This window comes from Sporosarcina sp. FSL K6-1540, assembly GCF_038620285.1.
Taxonomy (GTDB): domain Bacteria; phylum Bacillota; class Bacilli; order Bacillales_A; family Planococcaceae; genus Sporosarcina; species Sporosarcina psychrophila.
In genome coordinates this window covers 4,577,127-4,596,949 of record NZ_CP152018.1, presented here as the reverse complement: position 1 = coordinate 4,596,949, position 19,823 = coordinate 4,577,127, and the positions used below count along the sequence as shown (strand labels likewise).

13 protein-coding genes are annotated in these 19,823 nt (G+C 40.7%); 12 read left to right on the top strand and 1 reads right to left on the bottom strand.

The window, feature by feature from the left end:
* The first annotated feature begins 5 nt into the window (after positions 1 to 5).
* The 6 genes from glpK to MKY15_RS22090 all read left to right on the top strand — a co-directional run bounded on the left by glpK (position 6) and on the right by MKY15_RS22090 (position 7,875).
* Positions 6 to 1,499 carry a glycerol kinase GlpK gene (glpK, locus tag MKY15_RS22115; RefSeq protein ID WP_067210660.1) on the top strand — a complete coding sequence of 498 codons (1,494 nt, stop codon included), beginning with the start codon at positions 6 to 8 and terminating at the stop codon, positions 1,497 to 1,499.
* 128 nt (positions 1,500 to 1,627) lie between these two features.
* On the top strand, positions 1,628 to 3,061 hold the full coding sequence (hpaB, locus tag MKY15_RS22110) for a 4-hydroxyphenylacetate 3-monooxygenase, oxygenase component (RefSeq protein ID WP_338656195.1): 1,434 nt from the start codon (positions 1,628 to 1,630) through the stop codon (positions 3,059 to 3,061).
* A 354-nt stretch (positions 3,062 to 3,415) separates the two neighbouring features.
* The gene (locus MKY15_RS22105) at positions 3,416 to 3,976 is read left to right on the top strand and encodes a DUF1697 domain-containing protein (protein WP_342538610.1); all 561 of its coding nucleotides are present in this window, start codon (positions 3,416 to 3,418) and stop codon (positions 3,974 to 3,976) included.
* Positions 3,977 to 4,198: 222 nt separating this feature from the next.
* Entirely contained in the window at positions 4,199 to 4,633 is a 435-nt protein-coding gene (locus MKY15_RS22100) for a YugN family protein (RefSeq protein ID WP_067210656.1), read from the top strand.
* 351 nt (positions 4,634 to 4,984) lie between these two features.
* Positions 4,985 to 6,040 (top strand): calcium/proton exchanger, encoded by a 1,056-nt coding sequence (cax, locus tag MKY15_RS22095; RefSeq protein WP_342539804.1) that lies wholly within the window; start codon positions 4,985 to 4,987, stop codon positions 6,038 to 6,040.
* A gap of 161 nt (positions 6,041 to 6,201) precedes the next feature.
* Complete coding sequence (locus MKY15_RS22090; protein WP_187045198.1) at positions 6,202 to 7,875, top strand: ribonuclease J; 1,674 nt, start codon at positions 6,202 to 6,204, stop codon at positions 7,873 to 7,875.
* A 126-nt stretch (positions 7,876 to 8,001) separates the two neighbouring features.
* Here MKY15_RS22090 and MKY15_RS22085 read toward each other — a convergent pair whose 3' ends face one another.
* Positions 8,002 to 8,934 carry an MBL fold metallo-hydrolase gene (locus MKY15_RS22085; protein ID WP_338656201.1) on the bottom strand — a complete coding sequence of 311 codons (933 nt, stop codon included), beginning with the start codon at positions 8,932 to 8,934 and terminating at the stop codon, positions 8,002 to 8,004.
* 352 nt (positions 8,935 to 9,286) lie between these two features.
* On the opposite strand from MKY15_RS22085, the gene MKY15_RS22080 reads away from it, so the two are divergent.
* From MKY15_RS22080 to MKY15_RS22055, 6 genes are all read left to right on the top strand, one after another.
* Positions 9,287 to 10,054 carry a formate/nitrite transporter family protein gene (locus tag MKY15_RS22080; protein WP_067210647.1) on the top strand — a complete coding sequence of 256 codons (768 nt, stop codon included), beginning with the start codon at positions 9,287 to 9,289 and terminating at the stop codon, positions 10,052 to 10,054.
* Between the two features lie 390 nt (positions 10,055 to 10,444).
* Positions 10,445 to 10,942, top strand: coding sequence for a DinB family protein (locus MKY15_RS22075; RefSeq protein ID WP_067210644.1), 498 nt, complete (start codon positions 10,445 to 10,447; stop codon positions 10,940 to 10,942).
* A gap of 1,157 nt (positions 10,943 to 12,099) precedes the next feature.
* Positions 12,100 to 13,530 carry an NAD-dependent succinate-semialdehyde dehydrogenase gene (locus MKY15_RS22070; protein WP_342538608.1) on the top strand — a complete coding sequence of 477 codons (1,431 nt, stop codon included), beginning with the start codon at positions 12,100 to 12,102 and terminating at the stop codon, positions 13,528 to 13,530.
* A gap of 189 nt (positions 13,531 to 13,719) precedes the next feature.
* Complete coding sequence (locus MKY15_RS22065; protein ID WP_342538607.1) at positions 13,720 to 14,136, top strand: hypothetical protein; 417 nt, start codon at positions 13,720 to 13,722, stop codon at positions 14,134 to 14,136.
* Between the two features lie 22 nt (positions 14,137 to 14,158).
* Positions 14,159 to 14,623, top strand: a complete 465-nt coding sequence (locus MKY15_RS22060; protein ID WP_342538606.1) for a hypothetical protein — start codon at positions 14,159 to 14,161, stop codon at positions 14,621 to 14,623.
* A 709-nt stretch (positions 14,624 to 15,332) separates the two neighbouring features.
* A complete protein-coding gene (locus MKY15_RS22055) occupies positions 15,333 to 19,796 on the top strand; it encodes a S8 family serine peptidase (protein WP_342538605.1) in 4,464 nt (1,487 codons plus the stop codon).
* Positions 19,797 to 19,823: the final 27 nt, after the last annotated feature.

The window sequence follows — 19,823 nt, the reverse complement described above, 5'->3', positions numbered from 1 at the left end:
AAATAATGACTAAAAAATATATAATGGCTCTTGACCAAGGCACAACAAGTTCGCGGGCAATTCTATTCGATAAAAGCGGTAAGATTTTACATACAGTCCAACAGGAATTCACTCAATACTTTCCTCAGTCTGGATGGGTCGAACATAATGCAGACGAAATCTGGAGCTCCGTTTTAGCTGTTATTGCAGGTGTATTGTCAGAAAAGAATATTGCAGCTGAACAAATCGAAGGCATTGGCATAACAAATCAGCGCGAAACAACAGTTATATGGGATAAAAATACAGGAAAACCAATTTACAATGCCATTGTTTGGCAATCACGTCAAACTGCTGAAATATGCGACGATCTGAAAGAGAGCGGTTACAATGATCTGTTTCGAGATAAAACTGGCTTACTTATCGATGCTTATTTCTCAGGCACAAAAGTGAAATGGATTTTGGACAACGTACAAGGAGCAAGAGAAAAAGCGGAGCGTGGAGATCTTCTATTTGGAACAATTGACACATGGATTGTATGGAAATTATCTGGCGGGAAAAGGCATGTAACCGACTATTCCAATGCTTCGAGAACACTTATGTACAATATTCACGAATTAAAATGGGATGAGGAATTGCTCTCTATCTTAGACGTCCCTGCGTCAATGCTACCAGAGGTCCGTCCCTCTTCTGAGATTTATGCGCATACGGAAAAAAGTCACTTCTTTGGTCATGCTGCTCCGATTGCTGGAATCGCCGGTGATCAACAAGCCGCATTGTTCGGGCAAGCTTGTTTTGAAAGTGGGATGGTAAAAAACACATATGGAACTGGTTGCTTCATGTTAATGAATACGGGGGATAAAGCAGTCAAGTCAGATCATGGTCTATTAACAACCCTTGCGTGGGGAATCGACGGAAAAGTAGAGTATGCACTTGAAGGTAGTATTTTCGTTGCAGGATCTGCCATTCAGTGGTTGCGTGATGGACTTAGAATGTTCCGTAATTCATCTGAAAGTGAAGAATACGCTAAACGCGTTGAATCGACAGAAGGCGTTTACGTTGTGCCAGCATTTGTCGGCCTTGGAACACCTTACTGGGATAGCGATGTAAGAGGTGCCATTTTCGGATTGACACGTGGTACAGAGAAAGAACATCTTATTCGTGCAACATTGGAATCACTTGCATATCAAACAAAGGATGTACTTGATGCAATGGAAGCAGATTCTGGAATCTCTTTAAAAACGTTACGTGTAGACGGCGGCGCAGTTGAAAACGATTTCCTTATGCAATTTCAGGCAGACTTATTAAATGTACCTGTCGAGCGTCCACTGATTAGTGAAACAACTGCACTAGGAGCCGCTTACTTAGCAGGTCTTGCCGTTGGTTTTTGGACGGATCGCTCAGAAATCTCGGCTCATTGGAATCTAGACCGACCTTTCGAACCGAAAATGGAGCAGCAACAACGCGAAGACTTATACGCTGGGTGGCAAAAAGCAGTCAAAGCCGCTATCGCTTTTAAGTAAGATTTGCTGATAATACGCATGGGCATAGATATGACCTTGTAACAACCGAAAGAACATAATAATAGTATACAACTAAAGAAATAGATGGATGCTAAAACAATCCGCTACTATTAGTTAGGGGTGTGTCTATGCCAGCGATTACAGGAAACGATTATCTTGAACGAATTGATCGGCTACAAACGAATGTATGGATAGATGGTAAACTTGTAACGGACAATATTTCTAAACATCCTGCATTCAAAGGTGTCATGGAAAGCCAGGCAGCGCTATATGATTTGCAATATGATGCGACATGTAAAGACGTCATGACCTATCCATCGCCATCAACTGGAGATTCAATAGGTCTGTCTTATTTACAGCCGAAATCAAAAGAGGATTTAGTTAAAAGGCGGGCAATGGTTCAACAGTGGGCTAAATCGAACAATGGTATGATGGGAAGAAGTCCAGATTATATGAATACTGTGTTAATGGCTCTTGCATCGTCTGTGGGTTTATTGGAAGGAAAAGAAAATTGTTTCCCGGAAAACATACTTGCGTTCTATGAATATGCACGTGAAAATGATTTGTCCATGACACATACATTTATTGACCCACAAGTAAACCGGGGGCAATTCTATTTTGAAGATTCAGATGAGCCGATTGCTGCCAAAGTGATGGATAGAAACGAAGCGGGAATCATTATAAAAGGTGCGCGGTTGCTGGCAACACAGGGCGGCATAACGGATGAAATCATGGTGATTTCAGCGGGTGGGGTTGATGATAAAGCGTATGGATTTGCGTTTTCTATCCCTAGTAATAGTCATGGTCTAAAGTTTGTCTGCAGAGAATCATTTGTTGGGGGCGACTCCACATTTAACTATCCATTAAGTTCGCGGTATGAGGAAATGGATACGATCGTTGTTTTCGACAATGTATTGGTCCCATGGGAGCGCGTGTTTTACTACGACAACATAGAAGTATCGAACAGTTTCGTGGCTTTGAGTTCGTTCTTACCATTTACGTTGCATCAAGTTGTTTCTAGACAAATTATCAAAACGGAATTTGTATTGGGAATAGTTCAGTCAATCATCGAAACCATTAATATCGGTGAATATCAGCATGTTCAAGAAAAGGCTTCTGAAATTATTGTAGCTTTAGAAACAATGAAGGCATTGGTAATGAAATCGGAAATCGAAGCTGAAATCGATGAATGGGGATTTATGCGACCCAATCGAACAACACTGCAAATCGCGATTAATATATTTCCACGGGTTTACCCGAGATTTACTGAAATTATTCAGCTTTTAGGTGCAAGTGGCTTGATGTCCATTCCAACGGAAAAAGCTTTTCAATCAAGTGTTAGAAAAGATTTAGATCAATATTTGCAGGCTAAATCGAAAAATGCAGAGGATCGCGTCAAAATATTTCGTTTAGCATGGGATTTAACGATGAGCTCTTTTGGTACTCGCGAAACGTTATATGAACGATTTTTCTTTGGCGATCCTATTAAACTTTCATGTGAATTATATCGTTCCTATGATAAGAAACCATATGTGAAGCGAGTGAATGATATATTGGGATAAATATTCAATGGAAATTGATTGGCTCTTTTTTAGGAGACAATCAATTTTTTTATGGAGAAAAAGGGCATGGCGAGCATAAACTCGTGTGTGGCGGTCATAATGTGCTTCAAGACGGTCATAAAGCCATTCATGGCGATCATAACTCCACTCAAGACGGTCATAACCCATCTCGTGGTAATGATATCCTTCAACACGCGAAAAAACGCACAGCGTGACTTAATCGAAACCGTATTGTAATGACACGCTAGAGGAATTAGGCTAAATGAGTGGAATTTACTAATAGATTGGGTAGAGAAGATAGACACCTTTTGTTTGAATGAATGGTTGTTACTAATAGAAAGGCGGGATATTGGGATGAGAATTAATATTGCATTACTACGCGGCATTAACGTGGGTGGGCATAATAAAATAAAAATGGTAGAACTACGACAGCTATTTGAAATGCTGGGCTTTAGCCGGGTGCAGACCTATATTCAAAGTGGTAACGTTTTGTTCGAATCAGATGAAAGTGAGCAATCCCTAATCAAGTGTATTCAAGGGGAGATTGAGAAGGTCTTCGGATTTTCGATCAATGTTGTAATCAGAACGGCTGCAGAGTTGGAATGGATTACTAAGAATTGTCCGTTTACTGAGGAAGCTGTAGCAGAAGCAAAACTTACTTCAGAAGGAGAAAGCCTTTACGTTTCTTTATTGCAGGACAAGCCTTCACAAGACAGAATCGATCGATTGGGTGCTTATAAAAGTGACAATGATGAGTATTTGATCGAAGGGCGGGAAGTCTATCTGTTGTTCCAGCGTGGTGTTCGAAACGCTAAGCTTGCGAATAATTTACAAAGACTAGAGGTTCCTTCAACGATGCGGAATTGGAAAACAATCAACAAGCTCTCAATGTTAGCAAAAGAAATGGAGAATTAACGTTCTGAAATGGGGACATTATAGGAAATGCCTCGTAATCAATCAAATAGTCGAACGGTTTGGAAATAATTTAACACACTATGAATTTGATGCGGATAGGGAAGGGAATAAAGAGACTGCTTGCTACATTTTTTCTTTTGTTGTCCTTGTAAATGTTGGTAGTATTTTTCCGCCTTCTTTTGTGAATGCTGTTTATAGAGCAATTTACAAGGAGGAAAAACAATGTTGAAATTACAAACTGAGCTTGATGGGCAAAGGGCTTCATTTGGTGTTGTGAGTGATTGTATTCAAGGGCTCGGCTATCACTTAGGTGGAAACTGGGATTATCATAAAGGATGTTTTGACCATATTTTATGCCGCGAAGGCGGTGAAACTATTTATGTGCGAATTCCATTTTTCGTAACGGACGGAGAACTTGATGAATATAATGCTTCCATAGAATTTGAAACACCTTATGTGATTAAGCATGTCGTGCATGTTGGTCTAGATAGTGATGAAAGTTCATTGTTAAATGCAACTGGTTTTAGCCAATTCCAAAAACCGATTGATCCAGATGGGAAAATCGTTGATAAAAATAGGTGGATTCATGCAGGTGAAGTTGCCGTAAAAGAACTGATAGATTGTTTGCATGCTCAAGAGCACCTAAAATCAAGTTAATGGAAATGTCATGATATATAGGTTGAAATAAAACCCCCCCATTGAATTCGCTTGGGGATTCCTCCCGCCATAAGCCAAGTCAACAGAAGTGATAGTAGAAAATAGTTAGTTGTTAAAAATTGGATTAAAAAATCCGAGATTGACGTCGGATGCATGAAATTAGTTGGTAAACAATTTACAAATGCATAAGAAAAACTAAGAACCAACCGAGAGTAATCCGGTTGGTTTTTTTAACTATCATTGCATTACGATATGGCTGCATCAAAATAAGTTATGAACACATTTTTAAGTTTGTTTTATCTTCATAAGGGAAAGATAGGGAGAAGATTTCAATTATCCTAAGAGGTGATTCTGTTGAATTGGTTATTTGCCATCCTTGTTATCACCGGAGTCCCACTCGTGATTGCTGGTGCATTCCTAAATTGGTCGGACATCATGATGTTCATCCTTTGTTGTATAAGCATCATTGGGCTTTCAGGATACATAGGTCGGGCTACAGAAAGCCTTGCTATCGTTAGTGGACCAAGGATTGGTGGGTTGTTGAATGCGACATTTGGCAACGCAGTCGAACTCATCATTTCCATTTTTACATTGAAGGCAGGAATGGTAGGCATCGTCTTGGCTTCGCTCACAGGCTCTGTACTTGGGAATCTGTTGCTTGTGCTTGGGCTTTCCTTCTTCGCGGGGGGCATCAAATTCAAACGTCAAAATTTCAGTCTCCATGATGCACAATACAATTCGGGATTGCTAATTTTTGCTGTCATCGTGGCATTTGTCATCCCTGAGATTTTCTCCATGTCAATGGATACACAAACGACATTTAACTTGAGTATCGGCATATCTGTTGTACTAATTACACTTTATCTTGCAGGTCTATTTTTCAAACTCGTCACCCACCGTGGCGTCTTCGCCTCTTCTGATAAGGTAGTGGAGGAGCAGGAAACGCCAGAATGGACAAAGCGCAAGTCGATTCTTGTACTATTTTTAGCAACGCTAACGGTTGCTTTCGTATCAGAGCAGTTGGTTCATACATTTGAAATGCTTGGTGAAAAGTTTGGTTGGACCGAATTGTTCATTGGTGTCATTATCGTTGCTATTGTTGGAAATGCAGCGGAACATGTGTCCGCAATCACAATGGCGGTCAAGAATAAGATGGATGTAGCTGTGGAAATTGCAGTAGGTTCCACGTTGCAGGTCGCCATGTTCGTTGCGCCAATCCTCGTACTCATTTCACTAACAATGTCGGAACCAATGGCACTTGTTTTCACTGTGCCAGAGCTAGTGGCGATGGTATCCGCAACATTCCTTGTCATTACTCTGTGCAGTGATGGTGAATCAAATTGGTTCGAGGGTCTAATCCTCTTCTCCGCTTATCTGATTATGGCAATCGGTTTTTATTTACTTTAATGTCTGCAGATAGTTGGAAGAGGTAGCTCTAAAAAGAATGACAGTCGAACTTATCATCAGCCAAACTGCTACGCGAATGTTCTCTTAAGAAGCTTAAATCATAAAAGAACTTTTTACGGGCATACTTTGAGTATTATTTCAAAAGTAGGAGGCTATTAAATTTGATTAAAACTGAAAATAAATTATCAGTTTTTGCACTAGGTGGTATTAATGAAATTGGGAAAAATATGTATGTCCTACAATATGAAGACGATATCGTTGTGATTGACTGTGGTGCTAAGTTTCCAGATGAAAGTTTATTAGGAATTGATTTAATTATCCAGGATATTTCATACTTACAGGAAAATAAGGATAAGATTCGGGCGTTAGTTATCACTCATGGACATGAAGATCATATTGGAGGCATTCCGTACGTATTAAAGCAATTAAATATGCCGATTTATGCGACACGATTAACGCTGGGTTTAATTGGGCTTAAGTTAAAAGAACACGGACTTTTTAGGCAAACTGAGTTAGTTCTGATTGATTCTGATTCGGATTTGGAGTTTGGAACAGTGAAAGTAACATTTTTCAAAACAAACCACAGCATTCCTGATTGTTTAGGCGTTGTATTTCATACGCCAGAGGGGGCAGTTGTGCATACTGGTGATTTCAAGTTCGATTTAACGCCTGTCAATAATGACTATCCGGATATTCATAAAATGGCTAAAATCGGCAGTGATGGTGTGTTGCTATTGTTATCAGAAAGTACCAATGCGGAACGTCCTGGTTTTAATCCGTCTGAAATACTTGTAGGAGGGCATATTGAAGAAGCATTCCGCAAAGCCCGTCGGAAAGTATTTATTTCTACTTTCGCTTCTAACGTTCATCGTGTACAGCAAGTAGTAGATGCCGCGCAAAAAACGAACCGCAAGCTTGCATTGCTTGGCCGAAGTATGGTGAATGTAGTAGCGGTTGCTTCAGAACTCGGGTATTTGACTATCCCTGAAGGAATGTTAATTGATAAAAATGAAGTTAGGGGAATGGATCCGGAGAAGGTTGTTATTCTTTGCACGGGAAGTCAAGGAGAACCTATGGCGGCTCTGTCACGTCTATCCAGTTCAAACTTCCGTGAGGTAGAAGTCCACCCTGATGATACGGTTATTTTTGCTTCATCGCCAATTCCTGGAAATGAAAAAAGTGTATCACGTATTATTGATAATTTATATCTTTTGGGAGCCAAGGTGATCTATGGATCGGGGACTGTAACGGGTATGCATGTTTCAGGACATGCCTGTCAGGAAGAATTGAAATTAATGCTAACCTTAATGAAGCCGAAGTATTTCATTCCCATTCATGGTGAGTTTAGAATGCTTTATCAGCATCGTTTATTAGCAGAATCCGTAGGTGTGGAAAGAGAAAATATTTTCGTTATTAACAATGGTGATGTTGTCGATATTAACAACCGCGTTGCCCGCCAAACACGAAAAGTCCAATCAGGGAACATTTTCGTAGATGGATTGGGCATTGGTGATGTTGGAAATATCGTGTTACGTGACCGGAAATTGCTTTCGGAGGAGGGCATGCTCGTTATTGTTATAACGATAAGTAAAACAGATGGACAGCTAATTTCCGATCCGGATACAATTTCACGCGGATTCGTCTATAGGAATGATGCACAAGCACTATTGAATGAAGTGAATCAGTTAGTCATTACGACCATTAACAACTCGCGAGGCGAAAGTGGAAACCAACGAATTAATCTCAGACAACACATAAAAAAATCAGTTGAAACACTTTTATATACGCGGACAAAAAGAAGGCCGATGATTCTTCCAGTCATTATTGAAATTTAACTTGATTTAGCAGAATTCAACCACTTCTACTGAATAACCAACATCCTGTTGACCCAAGTCTCCGGCGTTGTGGCCCATTAAAAAGAGCGAACCCCTTGAAAGTATAGGGAGTTCGCTCTTTTTAGCTCAAGTAGTTGGAGTCTCCATCTGAATAGTTTCCCCAAGTTTCAAAACAGTTAACTTCTTGCCATCTAACTTTCTTTTCTCCCATTCAGCTTGTAATCTATCAAGTGCTTCTTTAGGTGTATCGTCGGCTAACCTATAAGCGCCGTAATGCATCGGAATCATCACTTTCGACCGTGTATTGATGAAGGCTTTGACAGCATCTTCAGGGTTTACGTGTTGAGCAGCCATGAACCATTCCGGCTCATATGCGCCAATCGGCATCAAGCAATAATCAATGGCATACTTTTCTCCGATAGTGTGAAAGCCTTCGAAATAGCCGCTGTCTCCTACGAAATAGAGTGTTTGATTTGGATTTTGGATAATCCATCCCCCCCAATGTGAGTGATTTGTATCCGTCGGCGTTCTTTTTGACCAGTGCTGAGCTGGAACAAAGGAAATCGTTAATCCGCTTATTTGTTGCTCATCCCACCAGTTAAATTCCACAGTTTTGTTGAATCCTTTTCTTTTAAACCAGTTACCAAGTCCAATTGGTACAAAAAAAGTTGGATCACCTTTTAGTTTTTTAATAGAACCATAGCTCAGGTGATCGTAATGGCTATGTGAAATTAGGACCATATCGATTGGCGGTAATTCCTTAATTGGCAGTCCTGGTGGTGTCAGCCGTTTATCTGTGCCAAGACGATTTGCCCAGACTGGATCTGTTAGGATATTCAGTCCATTTAGTTGGATTAAAAATGTGGAATGGCCAATCCAAGTGATTGTTGGAATCGTCCGATTTGATTGCAAGAACGCTGTTTCCGTTTTATCTACTAGTGGCACTTGGAATGATAAATCTTTCAGTTTGCCTTTTCTTTCTTTGCGCCACTGTAGTAAATCTTTAAACGTGGCAAGTGATGCATTCTTATCCGTATTTTCATAGCGTGTTTTTTTCATAGATAGACACCTCAAATGATTTTAAGTTCCCCTTAATGATAGGACAATGGGTTTAGGACTATGCCTAGTATACATGACAATCATACACTTGAATTACGAAAAGGTCTGTTGGCGTTACCCAGTGCCATGACTGTTGTCTTAGTAGGAGGTTTAGTTTAACGGGTGTATTGTCTGAATGACGAAAAACCAACCCCATATCTCGGATTGGTCGTTGTATTATCATCCGTTTTCCGTCGGAAGTACCGTATATCTGTGATTAGTAGTATAGTCGTTAGAGATAGAATATATACTTGGGTAAAAAAAGATACTAGGCATCCAAAAAGTCATGCTAATGGTAGTTGGAGGGAAAAAAATGAAAGCAACAATCGCTGTGTTGGGTGATACAGCCATTTCGAAAGTGAATCAATTACATACGAGTAAAAGTAGATACCTAACATTGACAATGATGGCTGGGGTTTTCGTTGGATTTGGAATCATACTTATTTTTACGATTGGTGGTTTGTTAGGACCAACTGATTTTGCAGGAACGAAAATTATTATGGGCGTTACATTTGGGATTGCGTTAAGTTTAGTGTTAATGGCAGGGGCAGACCTTTTCACAAGTAATAATATGATCATGACGATTGGTATATTGACGAAGAAAACGACTTGGTATGAAACCATACAAATTTGGACATTCAGCTATGTTGGAAACTTTGCAGGCTCTATTCTCGTTGCGGCACTTTTTGTCTATTCGGGACTGGCCATAGGTGGGACGGCGGACTATATCAATTCAGCGGCAAGCGCCAAGATGAATACGCCATTTGTAGAGTTGCTTATGCGTGGAATTCTGTGTAATATACTCGTTTGTCTGGCTGTTTGGTGCGCATTTAAACTTAAGGATGAAACAGCAAAATTGATTATGATTTTTTGGTGCTTATTTGCTTTTATCACTTCGGGGTTTGAACATAGTATCGCAAATATGACCTTGCTTTCCCTCTCGTTGATGATCCCTCACCCGGACACTGTTTCATTGGCCGGGATGACGGCAAACTTAGTACCAGTAACAATTGGCAATATAATTGGTGGAGCTGTGTTCGTTGGGGCGGCATACTGGTTCGCGAATTCTGAAAAGAATTAGGGAACTTTTCATCGATAACGAGAGGAATACTTTTTAAAGATTGAGTGTATTCGAGTAGTCGATGTCCTAGTATTTATCCCGCATTAACGGGCTGTAAGAACCCCCCTCTGATTGTAGATTAACTTTATCTGGATAATTACTAAAAAAACGAATTGAATAATGCCTCATTTTAAACGACATAAAAATGTCTTTAGCAAAAGTGTTTTTCACTAAATCACTTGCGAAAAAAGAGAAAAGCTTCTATTGTAGGTAGGGAAACAAAAAGATGACTAAATCAGTTCCTACACTATCAAATAGGCGTACACATTAACTGTACTATCATGTGAAACGTACCACTTGCAAACAACAATAACGGAAAAGATTTCTGAGGTTATCAAAGGAGATATTTAAATGATTTTAGGAAAAAATACTATCATCCGAAAAGAGTTATTTAAAGCAATTGAAGGGTTAACGGATGAACAATTCAATAAAATACCTTCAAATGGCGGATGGTCTCCGAAACAAATATTTGAACACCTTGTACGTATGGAGACAGTCATTGCGACAAATATAGCCAAAGAACTAACAAATCCTGATAGCCCGAAATCGATGAAGAAACCAATTGCACTTTCTACGATTCGTTTCATAAAAGTGGAAGCTCCAGGCTATACTGCACCAACGAAAGAGTACAAATCAAAAATAGAGATGAAAAATGCACTCTATGATTCGCGCCTCTTTTTATTAGATGTATATGAATCAAGTACAAAGGACGTACTTCGTGAAAAATCATTCAAACACCCAATTTTTGGGCAAGTGCCACTGATTCAGTGGTTTCCTTTTGTTGGATTGCATGAAAAACGCCACTTAAAACAATTGAAGAAAACGATTGTAATGGACTATAAATTATAACAATCTAATTGAGTACGATGACTTTTGATAAGGTAATAGATTAACCTTATAATACAACTATATAATTTTCAGCGAAGGCGTCTACTGGGGTAGCTGAAGCAATAAGACTGAGAGTGATTTTCTGTCTGGCTTATTGTGGGAGGTATCCCCTAGCGCAGAGCGTTGTTGGTAGGATTCTTTATTACAACATATATAATAGGTAGCAGCACTTCTGTTGATTACCCAGTTTTTTGCATAAAATACTGGTGAGTCGGGTTTGATGACCTACATTTTCACTGCACTATTTTTGGCCCGCTTTCGACAAACTATTCATGATAGATTTACTGAAAGAGTGTTGCGAATAGTTGCCTATCGCGTTCCTACACTATTCAAGTGAAAAATGCAGTTGCTTTGAAAGAAATGAGTAGATGACTTTCTATAGAGAGTGTTAGTGCCCGAAGATACAATTTCGGGCACTCTAGAACTTTGTACAATGTGTTCCTTGCTTACTTTTAGTAAAGATTATGCATCAAACTCATGTGATGTCTTATAGAAAGCATCAGCCGCCAAAATTGCATCTTTGGCGGCTTATTTCCAGTTAAGAAGACACCTATTCTTTCGTCAAAAAAAGTTTCAGCACTACGAGTACTTATGCATTTAGAGCGCGATGGATGAAGGACCACCATACGATTACCGAAAAAACTGTGTAGGGATGCGACAAGGTCGTATCCCTACACAGCCAGACATCCCGGTAACTGTATAGAAGTCATTCAATCCGGAGCACTCGGAAATTCAACTATACAAGTAGCGCCTAGTAGGAAATTATGTTATTCACTGTTTACTTTTGGTTAATCAACAGATGTGGGCTAGTAGCCATTTATAAAGACGAGATTTTGCTTTACAATCTCTTGTCTTTGTAAGTGGCTCTATTTAGTTGGATTGATTCTATTTCCATCAGGGGCATTTTTACTGTGGGGCTGCTCTTAATTCGAAAAAAACACTATTAGTCAGACTTTTATGAATCATCAAACTAGTATGGGGCTAGTAGGTAGTGATGTGGAACTGCGAAGTCTCATGAAGAGATGAAGCAAGAAATAAAGCGTATACTTAGGGAATAAATAGGGTAGTAAAGAAATAGATAGGTTTGTTGAATAAATAGAGAGTGGAGGTAATAGGAAATGAAACATCATTTAATGTATATAAACGGTGAATGGCTTGGGGGAGATCTAGAAAAATTAGATGTTATCAATCCAGCTAATGGTCAAATCGTAGGTAGTGTGCCAATTGGTGGGGAAGAAGAAGCAAACGTGGCGATTGACGCTGCTTATGATGCATTTCAAACGTGGTCACAAACGACAGCTTATGAGCGTGCGAACTATTTGAAAAGGCTCTATGAACTGATGATAGAACATCGTGATGATTTGGCTCAAACGATGACGATGGAAATGGGCAAACCAATTAATGAATCCATAGGAGAAGTGACAAGCGCCGCTGCTTTTCTAGAATGGTTTGCTGAGGAAGGCAAGCGCGTTTACGGTGAAATCTTGCCTACACATACGACGAGCAAACGTTTGCAAGTGTGGAAAAAACCAGTTGGCGTTGTAGCCGCTATCACTCCTTGGAATTTCCCAGCCGCTATGTTAGCGAGGAAAATGGGGCCGGCTTTAGCAGCGGGGTGTACCATTGTTATTAAACCTTCAAGTGAAAGTCCGCTGACAGCCATTAAAATGATAGAGTTATGTGAAAAAGCTGGGTTCCCTAAAGGTGTCATTAACTTGGTGACTGGATCTTCAAGCAAAATAGGGAAAGCAATCATGGAAAATGAAAAAATTCGAAAAGTTACCTTTACTGGATCTACCGAAGTCGGTAAAATTTTAATCGAACAAAGTGCTCATCAGGTAAAACGATTATCACTCGAACTCGGTGGTCATGCGCCTTTGATTGTATTAAATGACGCCAATGTAGATCTAGCAGTGAAAGGTACGATTGCGTCAGCATTCAGGAATGCTGGACAAACATGCGTTTGCGCAAATCGTATTTATGTACAGTCAGGTATTCATGACGAGTTTGTAGAAAAGTTTTCTGAAGCAGTTAGCCAGTTGAAAGTAGGAAATGGTACAGATGTAAATGTAGATATTGGACCATTAGTAAATCGCGCAAGTCTTGAGAAGGTGTCGCATCATGTTGAGGATGCACTGTCTAAAGGCGCTACCCTTATGACAGGAGGCAAGCTAATTACAAAAGATGGGGGGACTTTCTATGCCCCAACAGTCCTTAGTAACGCGGATCCGTCCATGGTTATTATGAAAGAAGAAACATTTGGACCTGTGGCTCCTATTCAGAAAGTGGACACAATAGAAGAAGCAATCGTATTAGCAAATGATACACCATACGGTTTGGCTGCTTATGTATTTACGGATAGCATTGCTATAGGGACACGTTTAATCGAACAACTTAACTTTGGTATTGTGGGTTGGAATGATGGAACACCTTCTGCAGTACAAGCTCCCTTCGGTGGGATGAAAGAAAGTGGGGTTGGACGTGAAGGTGGACGTGAAGGGATTGAAGCCTTCTTAGAGTCGCAGTATGTTTCAATTGCGATTAGTTAACTACAATAGTATTAGGATATCACTATCATGCGATGAAGTGATATCCTTTGGTTGATACATGGCTAACAGGCCATCTTCAGAATAAATCGGTGCCAAGCACCAACGCAATTTTAAATTGTGTTGGTGCTTGGCATTTTTTTGATTCTTTTACTCCCCGTTTTCATACAATGTCGTGAGGAGGGAATCCGTTTGTCGGCATGGATTTGGAGCTTGTTAATTTTTCAATTTCTACTTGCTGGTGTCACTTATCAGTTTTTATACAGGCGAAGAAAGTTGATTGATTTTCATCTGGGGATGAATATCGCCATGGTAGCGGGCGGAGGACTAGCTCTTGGAACGGGCGTCCTCTTGATTTATGAATTCCCGGTCTATTATATGGAAGTGACCGTAGTAGCTGCTTTGACAGGGATGCTGGTGGGAAGTTTGTTCGGAGGAATTTTTGACAATCAAACGTTGCTCACCGGATATATTAGCGGGCTTATGACGGGAATGATGGCACCAATGATTGGAGCTGCCGCATCATACAGTATTCCGTTTGCCATAATGATGGAATTATTCGTCTTGTGTTCATTTATGATGTTGTTTAAAGCGACAAAGTCTTCTTGAAAAATATAAGGAGAGGCATGCGATGATCTTATTTGGATTATTTTTGCTCGTGTTAAGTAGTTTGTTGGGCGTTTATATGTATGCATTATTCCATAAGTTACGTTTTAGAATCAGCGACCGTCTCAGCTTTACAGTTACCTTAGCCGCGGGGCAGATTACCAGTTTTGTCATCGCAATCACATTATATTTGGTTTTTCCGATGGATTTTACTGTTATCTGTACGGTTAACCTATGGATTGGTATTGTAATAGGCACTCAATTCAGTTCGGTGGCAAAGAAACAATCGGTTCTTGCCGGTTTTTTTAATGGAGGAGTAGCAGCAATCATGGGAACGATGTTAGGTGCTATCTCTTTCGATCCCACCCTTTGCGGTTTGCCTGCATCGACCCTAACATTACAAAACACGGGTATTGCGGTTGGGATCTTCGGATTGTTGTTGCTTTGTGCCACGACGTTATTAGTGAGATTTTCGTTGATGAAAAAATGAAGTGCGCTAGGTAATAAAATGGGTTTAAACTATTTTATAACCGAGTAAAAAGTTATGCCGGGATCATTCTAGAACCCGGTTTTTTTGTGCTTTTATAGTCAATAAATAATTCTCCATTACTACTTTTTTATCGTTCTCCAGAACTTCAAATCCTTTCAGTGGTAAAAGCCCCCTCTAAAATGAAAATTCAAGTCAGGGCATCTACATTACTGAGAATAGGAATTAAATCGATGAAATATGATCGTATTAGTACTTTATGCATACTGTGTTTATATTTATACGAGTTATAAATACCTATTTATTCCTATCTGTATAATTGGAAATTGGCATTAATTTATCATACCTAGTCATATCTATGTATTTATTAATTATGATGCAAAAAAATGGTAATCTATCTTCAATTCAAGTCATCAAGAAAACGCAATGATACCAAGGGTGTAGCACAATCATTTGTTGAAGTGCTAATTATTTCCATAGAACTTTTCTACTGGAATAAATAGGGTTAGAGTAGATAAAAACTATCAATTGGTAAAGTTCTGTCAATATTCGACAAAAAGAGATTTAGTATCCGTGTATGTTTAGTAGTATCAACTAGATTTTCACAAGCGACACCGTCGGGTACCTACACTAACTTTTAGGAAGGGGGCAAGGGGTGTTTTTTATTGATTTAAAAAATGCAGTTCAATCGTTGTAAAAATCGGAGGGAGGAATGAATTTGAAGAAGCGTAGTCGAATAAGAGTGTTCAGCATTATTGCATCGTTACTCATGGTGTTTTCCCTGGTCACACCTGGAGTTGCGAACGCAGAGCCGAATCAAAAACTCCACGAATCTTTAAATAACTCTAATGTAATTTCAAAGGACAAAGTAAGTGATCGCTTGCTGGAAAGCTTCGGAAAAGCTGACACCGTCACTTTTTTGATAAAATTTAAAGAAAAAACGGATACGGAAAAAGTAGCGAGTGAAGCAAAAAAACATGCAATTAATGCAAATTTATCGGCACAAAAAGTGGAACTTATGCAACGATCGGCTGTCGTATCCGAGCTGAAAACAACATCTATCGAAACACAACAAAATGTTAAACAGTATCTTGAACAGCAAGTTAAAGCAGGAAACGCTAAAGACATCACCTCTTACTTTATCGTAAACGGTATGGCTGTTACGGCCACGAAGGAAGTCGCGCAAAAGGTAGCGACATTCGCAGAGGTTGAAAAAGTGCTACCCAATGAAACGCGCGAACTTTTTGCAACAAAAACTGAAAATGCAGTTGCTCCTGAATCTAAAATTGCAAATGTAGAATGGAACGTTGAGCGTGTCAATGCACCGCAAGTTTGGGACATGGGCATTGACGGTTCCGGTACGGTTGTTGCGAGCATCGATACAGGTGTTCAATGGAACCATCCCGCATTGAAAGAACAATATCGAGGGTATAATGCGGCATCAGGTGATGTGAACCATGACTTCAATTGGTTTGACGCAACTGTAGGACAAGCTACACCATATGATGATGTCGGTCATGGAACACATGTTACTGGCACAATGGTCGGTAGCGAACCGAATGGATCTAACCAAATCGGTGTTGCTCCAGGTGCTAAGTGGATCGCTGTTAAAGCATTCACTACGGCTGGTGGGTCAGATAGAGATTTACTGGCTGCAGCTCAATGGATTTTGGCACCGACAGACGCCAACGGTAATGTACGCGTCGATCTAGCGCCAGATGTCGTGAATAATTCATGGGGAGGTGGACCAGGACTTGATGAATGGTATCGTGATGTTGTCAAAAACTGGCGAGCAGCAGAAATTTTCCCAGAGTTTTCTGCAGGAAACACGACGCTATCTAATCCAGGCGGACCCGGATCAGTTGCAGCTCCATCGAATTACCCTGAATCTTTTGCAACTGGCGCAACGGACATTAATAACAAAGTAGGCAGCTTTTCTCTACGTGGTCCATCTCCATATGCAGAAATTAAACCCGACATTTCTGCACCGGGTGTGAATATTCGTTCATCCGTTCCAGGCAGCGGTTATGAAGGCGGTTGGAATGGAACATCAATGGCAGGACCGGCTGTATCGGGCGTGGCAGCGCTACTTCGCCAAGTAAACGCCAACTTAACAGTCGATGAAATGGAACAGATTTTACTTGATACAGCGACACCGTTGACTGACGCAGTATATCCACAGTCTCCGAACCACGGCTATGGATATGGACTTGTCGATGCTTACGAAGCTGTTTCATCAATCGCTAGTGGCCTTGGGAAAATGGAAGGTCAAGTTTCAAAACAAGGTGACGATCATGAAGCACCAACATACAAGCATGATGCGCCTGCAGAAACATACGCGGGAATGGATTTAGATTTGAGGGTTCAAGCGACAGATAATATTAGTATCGCGTCTGTCACATTGAACTATAAGGACGCAGCTAACAAGTGGCAAGCGGTGGAAGCTAGCCGTAAGTCGGGTAATTACCAGTCAGGTGAATTTGGAGCAACGATTGCGGGCGAAAGTATCGCAGGCAATACATTCACTTACAAATGGACAATCAATGATTTTGGGAATAATGAAGTGACAAGTGAAGAATACACGATTCAAGTGAAGCCGGGCATCACAATCGGCTTCTCAGAAGACTTTGAAACAACGCCGATTGGTTGGACTTCATTTGGCGAGAAGAACAGCTGGGAGTGGGGCGTACCAACATCTGGCCCAAATAGCGCCTCTTCAGGTGAAAAAGTATATGCGACAAATCTTACAGGCACATATGAAACTAATATGAATGCAACACTTGTCATGCCTCCAGTTGACTTGCCAGAAGGGGATTCCTTCTTGCAATTTAAACAATGGCATAACTTCGAGCAATCTACATCCGGCAGAGCATGGGATTACGGTCATGTATTCATTTCCATAGATCAGGTGGAATGGACCCAACTACTCATGGTTCAAGGTCAATCGGACGGTTGGATTGACGGTGAAGTTGACTTGTCGGAATATAGCGGTCAACGTGTTTACATCGGTTTCAATGCATTTTCCGACGCTAGCGTTGTAAAAGATGGCTGGTATATTGATGATGTAGCACTGACAACTACTTCAAAAACGGGCAAAATGCAAAAAGGAACTACACAAGATAGTAACGGAAGCAATGAGAAAAATAGCGGTAAAAATCTTGAAGCTATTAAAACCGAATCTGGTAAAGACCTCGGTATTATTAAAGAAAAAGAAAAAGATGCATTCAAAGAACCTATCGATCCGACAAAAATTCACCCGGTAGTTCCTAAGAAAGAACAACCGCCAGTCCAAGACGAAAAGGCAAACCCTACACTGCTTCCTTTAAGTGCACAAGTCAGTGTGCTTGAAACAGGGCGTTCGGTCTATTCGAACCCTGCTGATGGAAAATATTCACTGACGCATGGAGCAGGAACATTTACGGCGAAAGCAGAAGCATACGGATTCCAATCTGAAGAGCAATCCGTAACAATCGAAGCAGACAGTTCAACGAAAGTTAATTTCACGCTAAATGAAATTACACAATCCACGGTAAGCGGTACAATTACTGATCAGTCAACAGGTGAAGCAATTGGTGGAGCAACATTGCTGCTAATCGAAGATGCAAACATTACACCTGTCGAAACAGATGGAAATGGGAATTATTCCATCACCGCTTATGAAGGCGACTACACGTTGAAGGTGATTGCACGTGGCTACCATAGTCAAGAAGCGGCTATCACAATTGGCGACGGCACGACTGAAAAAGATTTCGCACTAGAACCATTTTACACATATCCAGGCGGCGAAATTGGGTATGACGACGGCACAGGCGAGAATGCGCGTGCATTCTACGATGCAGGTAATGGCTGGGGAGTGAAAATGTCTCTTCCAGAAGGTAAAGAATCCGGAATTGTCACAGACGGCGTACTCCGCTTCTGGGATACGGAATGGCCAGTTCCAGGAGGGACGGCTTTTGCAGTAGAAGTATGGGATGCAACGGGTGCTGACGGAACTCCTGGCAAGAAACTTGCAGGACCAATCGATGCACAGGCTCTGCGTAACGGAGAGTGGACAGTTGTAGATTTAACTGAGCACAACATAGTTGTCAGCGGTGACTTTTACATGGTTTACATCCAGAAAGATCCAAGTCCAAATTCACCTGGTCTCGCGACAGATGAAACTGGAACGAACGCGGGAAGAAGTTATCAATATGTATCGGGCGCGTGGTCAGCAGCACCTGCGGCGGAAGGGAATTACATGATTCGTGCACGTGTCAGCTATGAAGTCCATGCACCAATTATTACTTCACCTGCAGAGAACTTCACGACAAATGAATCAAGTATTACGATCGAAGGGACAGCATCTCCGACGACAACAATCCAGCTGAAAAACAACGGAGAAGATGCAGGGACGGCAGTGGTTGGAGAAGACGGCAAATTTACAATCAAAAATGAGCTTGCAGAAGGAGTAAATGAGTTCAAGGCAGTTTCCACGCTTAATGGCAAAGTGACAGGCGAATCTGCTCCAGTTACAGTGACATTAGATACTGAAAACCCTGAACTGACAATCGATAACCCGAAAAACGGTGATAAATCGAATCGTGAAACGGTTATGGTTGAAGGGACGGTTTCTGATGCTAACCTTGATTGGGTAAAAGTAAACGGCCAAAATGCGGAAGTCGTAAATGGAAACTATTCCAAACGTATTTTGCTTGATAATGGTGAAAACGAAATAACGGTTGTTGCAAGTGATAAAGCGAATAACCAAACTTCGAAGACGGTGGTAGTTACAGCTCAATATAATGCACCATCAATCGAAAATTTAACACCAACTAATGATGTCTACTTAACAACAGGCAAAAGTGTAAAAATAGAATTTGACAGTGCCCCAGGACTAAAAGCTAGTTTTGTAATCCACATGCCACTGACAAATGTAGGCAACGAAGTGACAAATGCCACCGAACTTCCATTTAGTGAGACATCACCAGGTCACTATGTAGGTTACTGGACAGTACCGTTTGGTGTCACTGCTGACGGAGCGCGTATTGAAGCAAAAGTTATTGACAACTTCAAAAACGAAGCGCGTAAAATGGCGGAAGGCAAGTTGTTTATAAACATGGAGAATGGAGAAAAAGTGGAAAATGGTGAGGTCATTCAAGACATTGAAAGCATCGAGAAAAATAGCATGAGCAATTGATTTACGTATTAAAAATGGACATCGGCA

What these genes read in the sequence shown, in the direction of transcription:
- hpaB (WP_338656195.1), top strand. Translation starts at nt 1,628, where the DNA reads ATGCCAGCGATTACAGGAAACGATTATCTTGAACGAATTGATCGGCTA.
- glpK (WP_067210660.1), top strand. Translation starts at nt 6, where the DNA reads ATGACTAAAAAATATATAATGGCTCTTGACCAAGGCACAACAAGTTCG.
- MKY15_RS22100 (WP_067210656.1), top strand. Translation starts at nt 4,199, where the DNA reads ATGTTGAAATTACAAACTGAGCTTGATGGGCAAAGGGCTTCATTTGGT.
- MKY15_RS22060 (WP_342538606.1), top strand. Translation starts at nt 14,159, where the DNA reads ATGATCTTATTTGGATTATTTTTGCTCGTGTTAAGTAGTTTGTTGGGC.
- MKY15_RS22105 (WP_342538610.1), top strand. Translation starts at nt 3,416, where the DNA reads ATGAGAATTAATATTGCATTACTACGCGGCATTAACGTGGGTGGGCAT.
- MKY15_RS22080 (WP_067210647.1), top strand. Translation starts at nt 9,287, where the DNA reads ATGAAAGCAACAATCGCTGTGTTGGGTGATACAGCCATTTCGAAAGTG.
- MKY15_RS22085 (WP_338656201.1), bottom strand. Translation starts at nt 8,934, where the DNA reads ATGAAAAAAACACGCTATGAAAATACGGATAAGAATGCATCACTTGCC.
- MKY15_RS22075 (WP_067210644.1), top strand. Translation starts at nt 10,445, where the DNA reads ATGATTTTAGGAAAAAATACTATCATCCGAAAAGAGTTATTTAAAGCA.
- MKY15_RS22055 (WP_342538605.1), top strand. Translation starts at nt 15,333, where the DNA reads ATGAATTTGAAGAAGCGTAGTCGAATAAGAGTGTTCAGCATTATTGCA.
- MKY15_RS22070 (WP_342538608.1), top strand. Translation starts at nt 12,100, where the DNA reads ATGAAACATCATTTAATGTATATAAACGGTGAATGGCTTGGGGGAGAT.